This window comes from Maridesulfovibrio bastinii DSM 16055 (genome assembly GCF_000429985.1).
GTDB lineage: Bacteria > Desulfobacterota > Desulfovibrionia > Desulfovibrionales > Desulfovibrionaceae > Maridesulfovibrio > Maridesulfovibrio bastinii.
The window spans coordinates 1-15381 of the sequence record NZ_AUCX01000026.1 but is presented as its reverse complement, the minus strand read 5'-3'; the positions used below and the strand labels follow the sequence as shown (position 1 = coordinate 15381).

Sequence of the window (15381 nt, the reverse complement as noted above, 5' to 3'; positions counted from 1 at the left end):
CACAGACTAGCTTGTCCGTGTTTGCGAAGAGGAACATAATTGCGGGTCAGCTTCCCGTCAACAGTCTATATCACAAACAGGACGATCGGCCACATTAATTTTTATGCCTGACGTTCCTGATTTAGGCTGCCAGGGGCGCTGTCCGCTTTGTTTTGTTTAATAGATACTGACTTTATTCATCGTTTATTTTATTATAAACAGATAAGGTAAAAAAAATTAGATTATTCCGTTATGGACGGGAGGAACATGAAGACTAAGTTTATATTTATCACCGGAGGAGTTCTGTCCTCATTGGGAAAGGGCCTTGCCGCTGCCTCTATAGGAGCTTTATTGAAGGCCAGAGGTATGACTGCCACAATTCAAAAGCTCGACCCTTATATCAACGTCGACCCTGGCACAATGAACCCCTTCCAGCACGGCGAAGTTTATGTAACTGACGATGGAGCCGAGACAGATCTCGACCTTGGTCACTATGAACGTTATCTCGGCGTGCCGATGAATCAGAACAATAACTTCACTTCCGGACGTATTTATCACAGTGTTATTACAAAAGAAAGACGTGGTGATTATCTCGGCGGAACAGTACAGGTTATTCCACATGTAACAGACGAAATTAAGCAGGCTATTCTGGGTGTTTCAAATGGAGAAGATGTTGCTCTGATTGAAATAGGCGGAACAGTTGGTGATATTGAAGGTCTGCCGTTTCTGGAAGCAATCCGTCAGATGCGTTCCGAACTTGGAAGAGAAAATGTTTTATACATTCATTTGACTCTTGTTCCATACCTGAGAGCTGCCGGTGAAGTAAAAACCAAGCCCACACAGCACAGTGTTAAAGAACTACGCAGTATTGGTATTCACCCGGACATTATTCTTTGCCGCAGTGAAGTTGACCTTGATGAAAGCCTCAAACGTAAAATAGCTCTTTTCTGCGATGTTGATCGTGATGCTGTTTTCACCGCTGTTGATGTTAAATCAATTTATGAAGTTCCGCTTTCATTTTATCAGGAAGGATTAGATCAGAAGATTGCAATTCTTCTTCGTCTTCCTGCTAAAAATTGCAACCTTGATCCTTGGAGAAATCTTGTCCACAAGCTTAAAAATCCGAAAGGATCAGTCAATATTGCAATTGTAGGCAAGTATGTTGATTTGAAAGAGGCATATAAAAGTCTTCATGAAGCTCTTATTCATGGAGGCGTGGCAAATGATGTCGCTGTTAAGCTTAAATATGTCAATTCTGAAGAAATTACTGCTGAAAATCTGGAAAGCAATTTTAAAGATATTGACGGAATTCTTGTTCCCGGAGGATTCGGAGCTCGCGGTGTGGAAGGAAAGATTATGTCTATCCGCTATGCCCGTGAAAACAAAATTCCTTTCTTTGGTATCTGCCTTGGAATGCAGTGTGCAGTAATTGAGTATGCCCGCAATGTCCTTGGCATTGAGAATGCAAACTCTGAAGAATTTGATAAGTATAATCCAAATCCTGTAATCTACCTCATGAAAGAGTGGTACGATTATCGTACACAGAAGACCGAATGCCGCTGTGAAGATAGTGATAAGGGTGGAACCATGCGCCTCGGCTCCTATCCATGTAAAATTGTGGAAGGAACAAAAGCTATGGCTGCTTATGGTAAAACTGAAATTCAGGAACGTCATCGTCACCGTTACGAATTCAACAAGGAAGCTTTTGCAGAAAAGCTGGTTGAAAGCGGTCTCGTTTTGAGCGGACTTTCTCCTGATGAAACTCTTGTTGAAATTGTGGAAGTTGCAGATCATCCTTGGTTTGTCGGCTGCCAGTTCCACCCTGAGTTTAAATCCAATCCTATGAATCCACATCCTTTATTCAGGGATTTCATCAAAGCTGCGCTGGAGAATAAGTAATTGATTTATCCCAATAAATTCCCGGTTTTTTCCCGGGGATAAAATTATGATATACTTTTCCAGCTTTCCGGTGCTATTTATACCCCGGAAAGCTGGTTTTTGTTTCTGTCATAGTTTAAATTTTCAATATGTATAGTGTTTAATTTCTCTAGCCATTTTTTAATAAAGGGGATTTTGATTTGACTCCTGATGAGCTTTTTCAAAAAAGTTTACACGGTCCTTTTATTTTAGCAGGCCCTTGTGCTCTTGAAGGTTTTGATATTGCGCTTGAAGCTGCCAGATGTCTTGCTGAAATAGCATCACGTTTGGATTTAACTTTAGTTTTTAAAAGTTCATTTGATAAAGCCAATAGGACATCTGTAGATAGTTTTCGAGGTCCTGGAATGGAAAAGGGGCTGCAATGGCTGGAAAAGATTAAATCTGAGACAGGTCTTCCGGTTGTAACGGATATTCATACTCCTGATCAGGCCGGACCTGTTGGAGAAGTTGCAGATGTTATCCAGATTCCGGCTTTTTTGTGCCGCCAGACAGATCTTCTTGTTGCAGCAGGCCGTAGCGGAGCTGTCATTAATGTTAAGAAAGGACAGTTTGTGGCTCCAGCTGATATGCGGCATGTTGTAGGTAAAATAAAATCTACAAGTAATGAAAAAATTTGGCTTACAGAAAGAGGCTCAAGTTTTGGATACAATAATTTAGTTGTTGATATGCGTTCCATTTCATTGATGAAGTCTCTTGGATGTCCTGTTGTTTTTGATGCCACTCATTCTGTTCAGCTTCCGGGCGGAGGGGACGGCTGTTCCAGCGGACAGAGAGAGTTTGTGCCTGTTCTGGCCAGAGCAGCTGTTGCAGCCGGAGCATCCGGTGTTTTTATGGAAGTGCATCCTAATCCGGACAAAGCTCTTTGTGATGGTCCTAACAGCTGGCCGCTTTCTAAAACTGAAAACCTGATAAAAGATCTGCTTTCAGGATGGAGCATCAATTATGCGTGCTGAAGATATCGCCAGAAATATCAAGCTGATTATTCTGGATGTTGATGGTGTCCTTACTGATGGGGGAATTTATTATGACCATGAGGGACATATTTCAAAAAGGTTCAACGTTCAGGATGGATTAGGAATTAAGCTGGCTCAATCCACCGGACTTGAAATATCTGTTATAACAGGTCTTGATAACGAAGCCGTAAGGACAAGGATAACAGAGCTGGGTATCACCGACTATTATCCGGGCAACCCTCGTAAAGTTCCTTTTTTTGAAAAACTTTTAGTTATGAAAAATTTAAGCCCGGAACAGGTTGCGTATGTTGGTGATGATTGGGTTGATGCTGCTGTTATGAAGCGAGTCGGATTACCTATGGCTGTATCCAATGCTCAGCCTGAAATAAAAGGGCTTGCCAGATGGATATCATCAAGGAAAGGCGGTAATGGTGCTGTCCGTGAAGCTCTATCCTTTATAATGCAATGTCAGGGTACTCTTGAAAAAGTCTGGAAGGAGTGGGCCTTTTAATGAGCCTGCGCAGAGTTTGGGGCCTTGGCATAGCCATGCTTGTTTGTGGCGTTATTGTCGGAGCTTATCTTGCCCGGCATTATAACCCTGTTTTCTATGGTATCAGGCAGGAAATAAAAGCTCCTCCCGTGAGAAGTAACGGGACTTCTGATGTTTCCGTGGATGGTATCGAACTTACTCAGGGAACCGGCGGCGATATTGAATGGAAGCTTAAAGCCGGTAGTGCTGATTATGATCAGGAGAAGGGACTTGTTATTGCCGATAAACCTGAAGTAACTTATTTTCTTGGACGTGATCGCAAGGAAGTTGTGGTCAGAGCTGTTCACGGTGAAGTCAGCCAGAAAGGTAAAGGACTTCGTTTGTGGAAAAATGTTCGCGGTCATTATGGGGAGTTAGCTTTAAAAGCTGAAAATCTTCATTTTAATCCGAAAAAAAATTTTCTGATCTTAAATGGCAATGTTATTTTGAACAGTCATTCGCTGTTTGTTGAGGCCCCTAAGGTCAGCGTAAATTTAAAAACACGTGAAATAACAGTTGATAATAATGTTGAAGCCTTGATTTCTCCTGATGTTCTAACCACATCTAAGCAGAAGTGAGCAATATTTGAAAAAAGCTATGAACAACTTTACCAGAATCTTCCCCAAAATATCTTTCATTATCCCGGTAATACTTATTTTTTTTGTAACACTGGTCTTTTCTGCTGCATCTTTCGCAGCTTCAGGAAACCTTATGGTTACCAGAACAATTGCAAATCTTAGAGAAAAGCCGAATTATGACTCTTCTGTTTCATGGATTCTTTCTGCTGGAAAAGTTTTTAAAGTAGGTAAGGCAAAGAAGGGTTGGTATTCAGTTTACCCTGCTTTTGCAAAAGCAAAGTCTGTACCTGTCGGTTTTATTTCCGAAAAAGTTGTCTCCACAGCTCCTAAATCTGCAGAGACTGTAGACTGGGGCGATGTTCGATATATTGGTAGGAAAATAAAATATTTTGCTCAGAGATCTCAAAAATCAAAAGTTGCCGGTGAATTAAAACAAGGTGATGAGATCAAGGTCGGTTTTTTGCGGGAAGGCTGGTATGCTGTTTTTAAAAGCGGACAGAAGGTTGAAGCAGAAAGTCGCGCTATCGGGTTTATCAAATCCTCGGATGTTGATCTTGATAATTCAGATTCAACAATCCGCTATGCTGTACGAAAAGTTTCGGTAATAGCCAAGCCGTCAGCAGGAGCAAAAGCTGTTGGAGTTCTTTTCCCCGGATATAGGGTTCAGGTTGGTGAAGAGCATGACGGTATGTTTGCTGTTTATAGAATAGATACAGCAGTTCAGAAAAATACTCCTGTCTGGGGATATGTCTGGGGGCCTTTTCTTGCTCAATACCCTTCAAGTATTGAGAATAAGAAACTCTCAGGGATGACTATAGCATCCGTAAAAAAGGATAAATCAGCGGCTGTAAAGGCTAAAGACATTCTACCCACAAAAAAAATGTATCCCTCTACAGTGCTGAATCTTCGTTCCGAACCTGACGTTAATTCGCTGATAGTTGGTAAGCTTGAAAAAGGTGACACTGTTCTGGTTGGACAGGCTGAGGGAAAATGGTATCCGGTTTATAAGTCAGGCGCAGCTGTTCACAATAAATCGCAGGCCATCGGGTATGTTTATGGTACTTATTTGAAGGCCGAGGCTCCTAAGCAGATAAAGTCTGATGATTCGGCCAAAAAGCAGAAAGCTTCTCCAAAGGATCAGGTTCCGATTAAAATCGTCTCAACAAAGATGACCTTTAGTGAAGTCAAAAATCAGGTAACCTTTTTAGGAAATGTAAAAGTTACCAGACTTGATATTACTCTGACTTCTGATTCCTTGACAGCTTTCCTGCGTCAGGGGAGCGAATCTTTAAATGATGCAAGTAATAAAATTAAAAAAATTGTTGCTTATGGAAATGTTGACGTCGTAATGGGTAATCGCAAAGGGACTTGTGATAAGCTTACATTTTTAGTTGATCAGTCTATAATTATTATGGATGGAAAAGCTCGACTTGCTGATGGCAAAAATATTGTTCAGGGAAAGACTATCAAATTTTATTTGAAAGACAGCAGAAGCGAAGTTATCGGTGGCGATAAACCTGTAGAAGCTATTTTCTTCACTCCGAAGGATGTTTCCCCTTAGCCTCTTGATGTTGAACCAGTAACTATTCCGGAATTATTATGCCTTCGATAATAGCAAATAAAATAGTCAAATCTTACGGCCCTAAAGAAGTTGTCAGAGGAATCAGCCTTAAACTTGATGAAGGGGAAGTTGTGGGATTACTCGGCCCTAACGGCGCAGGTAAAACAACAACTTTTTACATGCTTGTTGGCGTGGTAAAGCCTACTGAGGGTGATGTTTATCTTAATAAACATAGAATAACCACTTGGCCTCTTCATGAAAGGGCGCGGCATGGATTGAGTTATCTTCCGCAGGAAAGTTCTATTTTTAAAAAATTATCAGTACGTAAAAATCTTGAAATAATAATCGAACATACCAAAATATCATCTAAAAACGTTTCAAAGCGAGCGGATGAACTTTTGGATCAGCTTGGTATTTTGCGTCTGGCAGATCAAAAAGCGATGTACCTGTCCGGTGGTGAAAGGCGCAGACTGGAAATTGCCCGGGCTCTAATTAACAATCCCAAGTTTATTCTGCTTGATGAACCTTTTGCCGGTATTGATCCTATTGCTGTTATCGAGATTCAGGATATTATTTCCACTTTGAAAGAGATGGGAATCGGGATTTTGATTTCAGATCACAATGTTAGAGAAACACTGACAATATGCGATAGAGCCTATCTTGTTTATGAAGGGCGGGTTATTTTGAGTGGAGCTCCTGAAAATATAGTAAAGAATACTAAGGCTCGACGTTTGTATCTGGGAGATAGTTTTCGGTTGTAGCGATGTTTTTTTAGTGCTGATAAAAAGCTTTTATAGGTTTAAATTGAGACAGGATTTTTGCACATAGTGTAAATTCTGTCTTTTTTTTATGGATTTTGGGAAAAAATGATCGTTCCTAATTTTAGATAATAATTTTGTTTCTAACTAATGGATTTGGATAGCTATTTCGAATTTTAATTATTTTAAATATTCAATATTATACTTATGGTGCTTATCTAAAAAAATAATTTTTTTAGGTGGTTATATCGAGTGGTGCTAGCGTATCTTCAAAATTGTTTTTAAAGTAATTTATAGTTTGTAGATTTACAGGCGTTCAGAACATTGGTACACTTTTTTCATGTGTAAAATTGTTTTTATAAAAAACTATATATTACAGTAATATTCATACTCTTTGTTGCAAGATTTAATTAAGTATGTCATTCTAAAATCAAGTAGTATTTTATATTATTCTTTAAAAATGTATTTTTTTTCTTTTTTCTTTGTTTAATGCTTTTTTAGTTAATAAAAATAATGTGTTAAGACTTTATTGGTAATGGTAAAATATGGGATTGGAATTAAGACAACAGCTTAAGCTTACTCAGCAACTTGTGATGACTCCACAATTGCAACAGGCGATCAAGCTTTTACAGCTTTCCCGTCTTGAGCTTGTGGATACAGTTCAGCAGGAGCTCATGGAAAATCCCCTTCTTGAAGAATATGAAGAGAAGGAGGTTTCTGAAGCTCGTGACAAGGATCAGTCTTCCGCAAGTGGAGAGACTGAAGAGCTGATGAAGAATGCTGACTGGGAGAATTATCTGGGAGAATTTTCCAGCTCTTCCAAGCAATCAATAGTTAGAGAGTCTGAAGCTTATGAAGACGGTCTATCTTATGATGCCCGTCTTACCAAGTCGACAACGCTTGATGGCCATCTTGGCTGGCAGATGACTCTTTCCGATTTTACTGAGAAAGAATGTGAAATAGCAGAAGCCATAATAGGTAACTTGAGTGAGGTCGGTTATCTTTGCATAGGGGTTGAAGAAATAAGTGAGATCTGTTCTGCTTCAGTCGATGAGGTTGAATCAGTTCTTCATAGAATTCAAAGGTTTGATCCTGTTGGTGTTGCAGCAAGAACACCAAAAGAATGCTTGACCGTACAGCTCGAAGTTTTAAAGTTGGACAACGATCCTATTTTAGTTTCTCTGGTTCGTGATCATTTAGAAGATCTGGAAAGAAGGCGTTATAAGCCTCTGGCCAGAAAATTTAAATTGAGCATGGAAGATTTGAAAAGCTATCTGGATTTGCTTCAGACTCTGGACCCGCTTCCCGGTGCAAGTTTTTCCGGGGGTGACCCTTTCTATATCAGTCCTGATGCTTATGTTTATGAGTATGATGGAGAATTTGTTATTGTACTAAACGATGACGGGCTGCCGAAATTGCAGATGAATTCCTTTTATGTGGAAACAACAGAAGCTGCAAAGGGAGCCGATAAAGAATATTTTCAGGATAAGATGCGGTCTGCCCAATGGCTCATGAAGAGTCTTTACCAACGGCAGAGGACTTTATTTAAAGTTCTTGAATCAATAGTAAGGTTTCAGGATGAATTCTTTAGAAATGGTGTAACTAAGCTCAAACCCTTAATTCTGAAGGAAGTGGCTGAAGATATTGATATGCATGAATCTACTGTGAGCAGGATAACAACAAATAAATATGTTGCGACCCCTCATGGTGTCTTTGAACTTAAGTTCTTTTTTAACAGTGCGTTGGAATTGGATGACGGTTCACAGGTAGGTTCAGAATCAGTAAAGGCCATGATAAAGAAGCTTATTTCTGAAGAAGATCCCAAAAAGCCTTATAGTGATGAAAAAATTGCTGAATATCTGAAAGAGAAGCTTGAAATTAATATTGCAAGGAGGACGGTAGCCAAATACAGAACCGCGCTGGGTATAGAATCTTCTTCCAAGCGCAAGAAGGTCTTTTAGCCAGTTATACTGGAATAGCATATTCACCCTAACTTAAGGAGGATCCTTATGAACGTAGCATTCACTTTTAAGAACTTCGATCCGTCTGAACATCTGAAGGAATATGCAAATACCCGTTTTAGCAAGCTTGAGAAGTTTGTTACCAATCCAGATAATACTGAGTTGCAGGTGAATCTTTCCGTGGATAGATTCAGGCATATATCGGAAGTTGTACTTTATTCAGACAATATTCACATCTCTGCATTTGAAGAGTCTGAAGATATGTATTCTACTATTGATATGGTCCTTGATAAGCTTGAAGCCCAGTTGAGGCGGATGCGTGAAAAGATGCGCAGCTACCGGCGTAGTGAAGTTACATCGGCTCGGATGGATGTGATCAGTTTTGACCTTGAAGATAAGGAACACAGACCTCCGCGTATAGTCGAGTCGGATCAGTTTGAACCCAAGCCAATGACGGTCGAAGAGGCCGCCTTACAGCTGGATTCATTAGACTATGATTTTCTCGTTTTCCGCAATGCTGACAGCGAGGGAATAAACGTAATCTATCGTCGTGATAATGGCGATTTCGGTTTAATAGACCCAGGATATTAGTATAATGAAAATAGGTGCTTTTTTGGCAAAGGATCTTGTTATTCATGAACTTGAAAGTGATAGCAAGGAAGGTGTTCTAAAGGAAATGGTTTCGGTCCTGATAGATTCAGGTCTTGATATGAACCCTGACGAAGCTTACAAGGTCCTTATTGACCGTGAAAAATTAGGTACAACAGGCATAGGGGATGGCATTGCCATCCCCCATGGTAAATTTGACTCCATCGAAGATATGTATGTTGTTGTTGGTCGAAGTGAGAAGGGTATTGATTTTGATTCACTTGACCACGAACCATGTCATATCTTCTTTTTGGTTCTGGCTCCTGAGCAGGGTGCCGGTTCTCATTTAAGAACTCTGGCTCAGATTTCCAGACTGGTTAAGGATGATGCTTTCAGGAAAGCTTTTATGCAGACTGAAAGTAAAGATGATCTTTGGAAGGTTCTTCAAAGCGTTTGATTGCGGAGGCAGAGGTGGATAGCGCGGATTCTTTTCCGGTCATTGTTGTAAGTGGTATGTCCGGAGCAGGTAAATCAACAGCCCTCAAAGTTTTTGAGGATTTGAGATTTTTCTGTGTTGACGGGCTTCCGGCAAGTATGCTGCCTCGTCTGGTCAAGTTGTTTAAAGGCAATGACATAACATATCGTGGATTAGTCCTTGGTATGGATCTCAGGCAGAAAAATTTTGTCGAAGAGTGGTCACAGACCAGAAACGAACTTGTTGAGAAGGGTATTAATCCAGCTTTAATATTTCTCGAATCGAGGCTTCCTGAGCTGGTCAGAAGATTTGCGACAACCAGAAGACCTCACCCTCTTGAGTCTAAAGCCATAGGTCTTGAACAGGCTCTTGAGGAAGAAAAAATTATTTTAAATCCATTACGCAATGAAGCTGATCTCATAATTGATACCACCCATTTTTCCATACACGATCTACGTAGAAAAATTCAGGAAAAATGGGTCTTTTTAACAGAAAAAGGCTCAGGGTTGAGAGTGCATGTCATGTCCTTCGGTTTTAAATATGATGTGCCTACCGAAGCGGATATGGTCATGGATTTACGTTTTCTGCCCAATCCTTATTTTGAGCCTGAATTACGCCCTTTGTCCGGTAAGGATAAATCAATTTTGAATTATGTTCTTGGTAAAGAACCGGGGTCTGTCTTTATTGATAAATACCTTAACTTTCTTAAGTATATATTGCCACTTTATGAAGAAGAAGGGCGGTATAGACTCACCCTTGCAATGGGGTGTACCGGTGGAAGGCACCGCTCCGTAGCCGTGGCCGAGACTATATATGCAGATCTGAGTTCCTGCGGGTATTCAGTAAGTATTGAGCATAAACATATTGATCTGGATTAATACCAGTTTTTCTAGGTAAAAAAATGAGTGAAACCGCCGGCAGTAATGGAATTGTCATTGTTACACACGGAGACTTTGGAAAAGCCTTGATAAAGGCTGCGGAATTGATAGTCGGTCCTATAGCTAATTGTGTTGGATTGAGTGTTGATGTCTCTGAAGGGATGGATGCCGCTGTTGATTCCATCAAAAAAGCTGTTGCAGAAGTAAAATCAGGTCTGGGAGTATTGATCCTTACTGATATGTTTGGAGGGACTCCAAGCAATCTTAGCCTATCTTTTCTTTCTGATGAGGTCGAAGTTGTGAGTGGTGTCAACCTTCCTGTGTTGCTGAAAGCCCTACAGCGTAGAGAAGACCCTCTGCATGAAATGGCGGAGCAGGCTCTTCAGGCCGGTATCAAGGGAATTGTTGTGGCCGGAGAAATGTTGCGAAAAAGGAAAAAAGGCTAGGATTGTCATGCAGTGGGTAAGAATTGACAACAGGCTTGTTCATGGTCAGATTATCGAAACCTGGTTACCATATACTCATGCTAAATATTTGCTGGTTGCTAATGATGAAACTGCTGAAGACAGTTTGCAGCAGCAGATTATGTCGCTTGCTATTCCCCAATCTGTAAATTGCATCTTTACTCGGGTTGATGCTGTTTCCGAAGCCGTTGCCAAGCTTGATTCGTCATCAGAGAATTCAAGTTACTTAATTATTTTTTCATCCTGCAATGATGTTAAGCGAGCTTTGGATAAAGGATTGAGCTTTGATGCCCTAAATATTGGCAACATTCACTATAGTCCTGGTAAAAAACAGATTTCTCCGAGCGTTGCTTTAAATTCCGAAGAAGAATCATGTCTTAGATATTTCGTTAACATAGGTATTGAGTTGGATTTCCGATGTGTCCCCAATGATCCTGTTCAGGTGAGGTTCTCATGAGCATGTTAATTGACTGGCAGAGCATATTTCCCCTATGGCTGGCGGGTGTAAGTTTTTTTTTGCGCTGTTTTCACTATTCAGGACTTCAATAAGTATAGGTCTGCTTGAAAGACCTCTTGTGATCGGCTTCCTATGGGGTGCCCTGACTGGAGATTATTCGGCAAGTCTTGGAATTGCTATTTTCTTTGAACTTTTTTGGCTCGATAATATACCCGCTGGTACTTATATCCCTCCTCAGCTTATAGCTCCTACATTAGCTGCATGTGTTCTCGTTACTAAATTTGAATTTACTCAGGCGCGTCAAATTGCGTTGGTCTTATTGGCATGTATGCCTTTAGCTAAAATTGGAGTTTTGATAGAATCTTCTTTGAGGCAGTTGCACAATAAAGGCTACCAGAAGCTGATTAACTGGGCACGGAAGGGGAGCACGAATGATCCTATCCCCGGTGAGCTTGTTTATTCTTCCATTTTTAGAACCTTTATTGCCTCTTTCTTTTTCTTCTGGTCAAGTGTACTGATTCTTTATTATGTGCTTCGGGCAATTTTTCACAAATGGGGTTTGACCATTGCAGCCATTGATCTTCAATGGTCCTATCTGTGGATTGCCGCAAGTCTTGGAGGCCTTCTGGCTCTTAGGCTCCGTAAAGCCTATGCTACGTTGGCATTCGGTATAGTTTTATCTGGCTTTTTTGTACTCGCTGTTCCTGTATGACTTGGCAGTACAAAAAGATTGTGATAGAAGACACAAGCTCAACTAAGCTAGCAAATTTTGAGGAGGAATTTTATTATGGCTATTTATGCTGTTGGACACAAAAATCCGGATACCGATACTATCGCTTCCGCGATTGCTATGGCAGACCTCTGGTCTAAAGTTAAAGAAGAAACTAAAGCTATTGCACAGGGTGAACTCGCTCCTGAAACAGCTTTTGTTCTCGAAAAGTTCGGTGTAGCAGCTCCTGAAGTTGTAACCGATGCTACTGACAAAAAGATCATCCTCGTTGACCACTCTGACCTTGCTCAGAGCCTTGATAACCTGGATAAGGGTGAAGTTGTTGCAGTTGTTGACCATCACAAACTTGGTGATGTTACAACTTCAAATCCCCTCGAAATGTGGGTTTGGCCTGTAGGCTGCACCGGTACAGTTATCAATTCCATGTACAAATTCTACAATGTAGAAGTTCCTAAAGAAGTAGCTGGAGTTCTTCTCTGTGCAATTCTTAGTGATACAGTTATGTTCAAATCTGTAACCTGCACCGATGCTGATAAAGCTGCTGTAGAAGAACTGGCTAAAATTGCCGGTGTTGCAGACGTAACTGCTCTTGGAATGGAAATGTTCAACGTTAAGTCCGCTGTTGCTGGTGCTTCAATGAATGAACTCGTTTTCCGTGATTACAAAGACTTCGATATGTCCGGTAACAAAATCGGTATTGGACAGCTTGAAGTTGTTGATCTTTCCGTATTTGATGACATTAAAGCTGACCTCTACGCTGAACTTGAAAAAGTTAAAGCCGACGGTCGTCACAGCTGCTTCCTGCTTTTGACTGACATCATGAAGGAAGGTTCAGAAATGCTGATCGTTTCTGATAATCCTGCAGTTGTTGAAAAAGCTTTCGGTGTTGCTCCTGAAGGAACATCCGTATGGCTTGACGGTGTAATGAGCCGTAAAAAACAGGTTGTTCCTAACTTTGAAAAAGCTTTCGCCTAAGCCGTTAGATTTTCAATTAGGTTTTATTTATCCCCCGCCTTTTGGCGGGGGATTTTTTTTGCTTAAAATTTAAACTTGTCATAAATAGATTATATCTGGTGTAGGAAAATATTTATTTGACAATAGTTATAAAAAAGTACATTAAATATAATGTTAAATGGTTTAGATTTTATGAGGGTTTAGAAGTGAATATAAATTTATTATGTTATGCTACTCTTGCTGATAAGTGTCCGGAAAATGCTGACAAATTTCCAATATCGCAAGATTCAAAAGTTGAAGATGTTTTAAATCAAATTGGTATTGATACTGATGATGTTAAAATAATTTTCATAAATGGGATTTCATCAGGCTTGGATTCTGTTTTATCAGATGGTGATCGTTTGGGAATTTTTCCCGCTGTAGGCGGTGGGTGAAAATAATTAGGAGGCGATATGAACAAGAATCACAAAATTTTAATTCTTTTTAGTTTAATCTTTTTGCTTTCTCTTGCTAGCAATTCCATCGCTTCCACAATTAAAGGTTCCAATTGGTATAATGAGTCCTCAGGCGTTTACAAGATGCAGTTGTGGGTTACGAATGATGATGTATCTATAAAGAATGTTAAATTCAGCAGTAAAAGCCTAGAAGGGTGGAGCTGGGATTACGCTGATGAGACTCATTCAAGCGTTATCCTTACAGGCTCGAGCATTGCAGGTGTTAAGGAAGTTTTACCTACTATTTATTTTGAAGCTCCAAATGTTTTTAATGAGTTTTCAGTTGAGTGGGCTGAGATAGCTGAAGGTTCCTATCTAACAGGAACAAATACTTATTCTTCCGGAAAATGGTTTTATAGCAAGGGTGACATAACGAATTCTCCGACACCGATCCCGGAGGGTGCATCTATTTTAGCTGCTGGTTTTTTGCTCTTATTTTGGATCAGACATAAAAGAATCTTTTTAAAACAGAATTAAGTACCATCATTTGAATAGTTAAAGGCTATCATTTCATCTAATTTTTTTATCGCGCTTGTCTCCTCTTTAAGAATGTTTATTTTTTCGTTTGGGGTATTGATGTTTGCAAATATCAACCCTCCGTGCTATCCGCCTTTTTTTGCATAGCGAAAGTATACATCCATAGGAGGAGTGTACGATGGCTAAACGCTGTCTTTTACGGTCCAAACTTCATAGGGCCACTATTACTGAGGCTTGCCTTGATTACGAAGGTTCTATTTCTATTGATACTGAACTTCTTAAATTAGCAGGGATAGTTCCATTTGAGCGTGTTGATGTTTTAAATGTCGATAATGGAGAACGTCTCACAACTTACGCAATCGAAGGCAAAAAAGGTGAATTCTGTTTGAATGGAGCTGCGGCTCATAAAGGTAAACCAGGACAGAAGATTATTGTATGTACTTATACATGGCTTGATGATGAAGAAATCAAGCAGCATCATCCTAATGTCATTTTGCTTGATGAAAGCAATAAACCTAAATAGGTCACCTGAAGGCGCGATAAGAATCGCGCCTTTTTTTTGAGTACTAGTTATAGCAATTTCTTGCTTACTCCTCGATTGCTGCAATGTTTGAGCGGCACGAACAATTCCTGCCTCTCTATTCTTTATAAAGGATACCTAGCCCTATAACTATTTAATGTAGCAAGTACAGTGTCGATGGTCGGTGGTCCATGTTCTGCTCATTTTTCTAAACTGAGTAGTGGGGCAGCTATGCGACTATATGGGGGCTTAGAATTATTATGTTTTATGGTTGTTTCTAAAGCTTTTCTAGGCTTATCTATTTATATAGTTTCTCCCCGTTGTATCTCCATTCAAGATCTAGCAATAATAATTCAAAAACGTATTGACTGAGTTGGTTAGTTTTTATAGAACCTGCTTCCCGGTTGTTGAGGGCCAGAAATTGGCTCGCGGGCGACTGAGGTTTTTTTTGTTTTAAAGCAAAAAAACGGTTGACAGGAGATGGACGTTTCACTAGGTTGCATCTCCGCGCTGAACGAAAGTAAGGCGCAGTGATCATTAAACTTTTTAGAATTTTAAGAGAGCAGAACGCATACTTTGATTAGTCCCTGCCGCCTGCTGAAGTGCTTCAAGCAAACTGTTTGAACGCTTCAAAAAAAGTTTTAAAAAGTGATTGACACTCGGGGATGGATTCACTAAGTTTCATCTCCGCGCTGAACGAAAGTAAGGCAACGTGATCATTGAACTTTTTGATATTTAGATCGATGCAAACGAGCTGGAATAAGTTTAAAAAGCATCGCTTGAATCAAGCATCTATATAAATAGAGCTTGAGCAAAATAAAAATCAAAAAGTTGTTGACACTGGACGGGGTTCCGAATAGGTTCTCTCTCCGCGCCAAACGGAAGTAAGGTGCTAAGATCATTTAATATAGGACGAGTTGAGGTTTTAAAACGAATACAGCCCTGACGGGTATGACGTTTAAGAGTAGCTTCGATTTGAACTGAAAAAAAAGATCTTAAAAAGTTGTTGACATCGGGTGCGGGTTCACTTAGATTCCCACACCGCACTGAGGAAACAAGGTGCTGAGATGATTGAAAATTTGAGGTA

General features: G+C 40.1%; 17 protein-coding genes. All 17 read left to right on the top strand.

The features are described 5' to 3' along the window. Positions 1 to 246: 246 nt before the first annotated feature. A complete protein-coding gene (locus G496_RS0112950; RefSeq protein ID WP_027179649.1) occupies positions 247 to 1878 on the top strand; it encodes a CTP synthase in 1632 nt (543 codons plus the stop codon). 179 nt (positions 1879 to 2057) lie between these two features. After that, positions 2058 to 2870, top strand: a complete 813-nt coding sequence (gene kdsA, locus G496_RS0112945) for a 3-deoxy-8-phosphooctulonate synthase (RefSeq protein ID WP_027179648.1) — start codon at positions 2058 to 2060, stop codon at positions 2868 to 2870. Then, positions 2860 to 3381: a KdsC family phosphatase gene (locus G496_RS0112940; RefSeq protein WP_027179647.1), complete on the top strand. Its 522-nt coding sequence runs from the start codon at positions 2860 to 2862 to the stop codon at positions 3379 to 3381. Before kdsA ends, G496_RS0112940 begins: the two co-directional genes overlap by 11 nt. Then, positions 3381 to 3977, top strand: coding sequence for an LPS export ABC transporter periplasmic protein LptC (gene lptC, locus G496_RS0112935; protein ID WP_156900651.1), 597 nt, complete (start codon positions 3381 to 3383; stop codon positions 3975 to 3977). The genes G496_RS0112940 and lptC overlap by 1 nt, the downstream gene beginning before the upstream one ends. Positions 3978 to 3984: 7 nt before the next feature. Beyond that, entirely contained in the window at positions 3985 to 5538 is a 1554-nt protein-coding gene (locus G496_RS19740) for an LptA/OstA family protein (protein ID WP_245577925.1), read from the top strand. Between the two features lie 38 nt (positions 5539 to 5576). After that, positions 5577 to 6299 (top strand): LPS export ABC transporter ATP-binding protein, encoded by a 723-nt coding sequence (gene lptB / locus G496_RS0112925; protein WP_027179645.1) that lies wholly within the window; start codon positions 5577 to 5579, stop codon positions 6297 to 6299. 542 nt (positions 6300 to 6841) lie between these two features. Further along, positions 6842 to 8257, top strand: coding sequence for an RNA polymerase factor sigma-54 (gene rpoN, locus G496_RS0112920; protein WP_027179644.1), 1416 nt, complete (start codon positions 6842 to 6844; stop codon positions 8255 to 8257). Between the two features lie 48 nt (positions 8258 to 8305). After that, complete coding sequence (gene hpf / locus G496_RS0112915) at positions 8306 to 8848, top strand: ribosome hibernation-promoting factor, HPF/YfiA family (protein WP_027179643.1); 543 nt, start codon at positions 8306 to 8308, stop codon at positions 8846 to 8848. Between the two features lie 4 nt (positions 8849 to 8852). Next, entirely contained in the window at positions 8853 to 9302 is a 450-nt protein-coding gene (locus G496_RS0112910; RefSeq protein WP_027179642.1) for a PTS sugar transporter subunit IIA, read from the top strand. A 14-nt stretch (positions 9303 to 9316) separates the two neighbouring features. Then, complete coding sequence (gene rapZ / locus G496_RS0112905) at positions 9317 to 10198, top strand: RNase adapter RapZ (RefSeq protein ID WP_027179641.1); 882 nt, start codon at positions 9317 to 9319, stop codon at positions 10196 to 10198. 23 nt (positions 10199 to 10221) lie between these two features. After that, a complete protein-coding gene (locus tag G496_RS0112900) occupies positions 10222 to 10644 on the top strand; it encodes a PTS sugar transporter subunit IIA (RefSeq protein ID WP_027179640.1) in 423 nt (140 codons plus the stop codon). A gap of 7 nt (positions 10645 to 10651) precedes the next feature. Next, positions 10652 to 11119 carry a PTS sugar transporter subunit IIB gene (locus tag G496_RS0112895; protein WP_027179639.1) on the top strand — a complete coding sequence of 156 codons (468 nt, stop codon included), beginning with the start codon at positions 10652 to 10654 and terminating at the stop codon, positions 11117 to 11119. Between the two features lie 34 nt (positions 11120 to 11153). Then, positions 11154 to 11831: a PTS sugar transporter subunit IIC gene (locus G496_RS0112890; protein WP_027179638.1), complete on the top strand. Its 678-nt coding sequence runs from the start codon at positions 11154 to 11156 to the stop codon at positions 11829 to 11831. A gap of 75 nt (positions 11832 to 11906) precedes the next feature. Next, a complete protein-coding gene (locus G496_RS0112885; protein WP_027179637.1) occupies positions 11907 to 12824 on the top strand; it encodes a manganese-dependent inorganic pyrophosphatase in 918 nt (305 codons plus the stop codon). 116 nt (positions 12825 to 12940) lie between these two features. Beyond that, positions 12941 to 13237, top strand: a complete 297-nt coding sequence (locus G496_RS0112880) for a MoaD/ThiS family protein (RefSeq protein WP_245577924.1) — start codon at positions 12941 to 12943, stop codon at positions 13235 to 13237. Between the two features lie 18 nt (positions 13238 to 13255). Continuing rightward, complete coding sequence (locus G496_RS0112875) at positions 13256 to 13774, top strand: hypothetical protein (protein WP_027179635.1); 519 nt, start codon at positions 13256 to 13258, stop codon at positions 13772 to 13774. Between the two features lie 178 nt (positions 13775 to 13952). Further along, complete coding sequence (panD, locus tag G496_RS0112865; RefSeq protein WP_027179634.1) at positions 13953 to 14297, top strand: aspartate 1-decarboxylase; 345 nt, start codon at positions 13953 to 13955, stop codon at positions 14295 to 14297. Positions 14298 to 15381 lie beyond the last annotated feature (1084 nt).

Coding starts and splice junctions, on each gene's coding strand:
- G496_RS0112885 (WP_027179637.1), top strand. CDS start 11,907: ATGGCTATTTATGCTGTTGGACACAAAAATCCGGATACCGATACTATC.
- panD (WP_027179634.1), top strand. CDS start 13,953: ATGGCTAAACGCTGTCTTTTACGGTCCAAACTTCATAGGGCCACTATT.
- G496_RS0112890 (WP_027179638.1), top strand. CDS start 11,154: ATGGCTGGCGGGTGTAAGTTTTTTTTTGCGCTGTTTTCACTATTCAGG.
- rpoN (WP_027179644.1), top strand. CDS start 6,842: ATGGGATTGGAATTAAGACAACAGCTTAAGCTTACTCAGCAACTTGTG.
- G496_RS0112940 (WP_027179647.1), top strand. CDS start 2,860: ATGCGTGCTGAAGATATCGCCAGAAATATCAAGCTGATTATTCTGGAT.
- G496_RS0112875 (WP_027179635.1), top strand. CDS start 13,256: ATGAACAAGAATCACAAAATTTTAATTCTTTTTAGTTTAATCTTTTTG.
- G496_RS0112895 (WP_027179639.1), top strand. CDS start 10,652: ATGCAGTGGGTAAGAATTGACAACAGGCTTGTTCATGGTCAGATTATC.
- G496_RS0112900 (WP_027179640.1), top strand. CDS start 10,222: ATGAGTGAAACCGCCGGCAGTAATGGAATTGTCATTGTTACACACGGA.
- G496_RS0112950 (WP_027179649.1), top strand. CDS start 247: ATGAAGACTAAGTTTATATTTATCACCGGAGGAGTTCTGTCCTCATTG.
- lptC (WP_156900651.1), top strand. CDS start 3,381: ATGAGCCTGCGCAGAGTTTGGGGCCTTGGCATAGCCATGCTTGTTTGT.
- G496_RS0112910 (WP_027179642.1), top strand. CDS start 8,853: ATGAAAATAGGTGCTTTTTTGGCAAAGGATCTTGTTATTCATGAACTT.
- hpf (WP_027179643.1), top strand. CDS start 8,306: ATGAACGTAGCATTCACTTTTAAGAACTTCGATCCGTCTGAACATCTG.
- lptB (WP_027179645.1), top strand. CDS start 5,577: ATGCCTTCGATAATAGCAAATAAAATAGTCAAATCTTACGGCCCTAAA.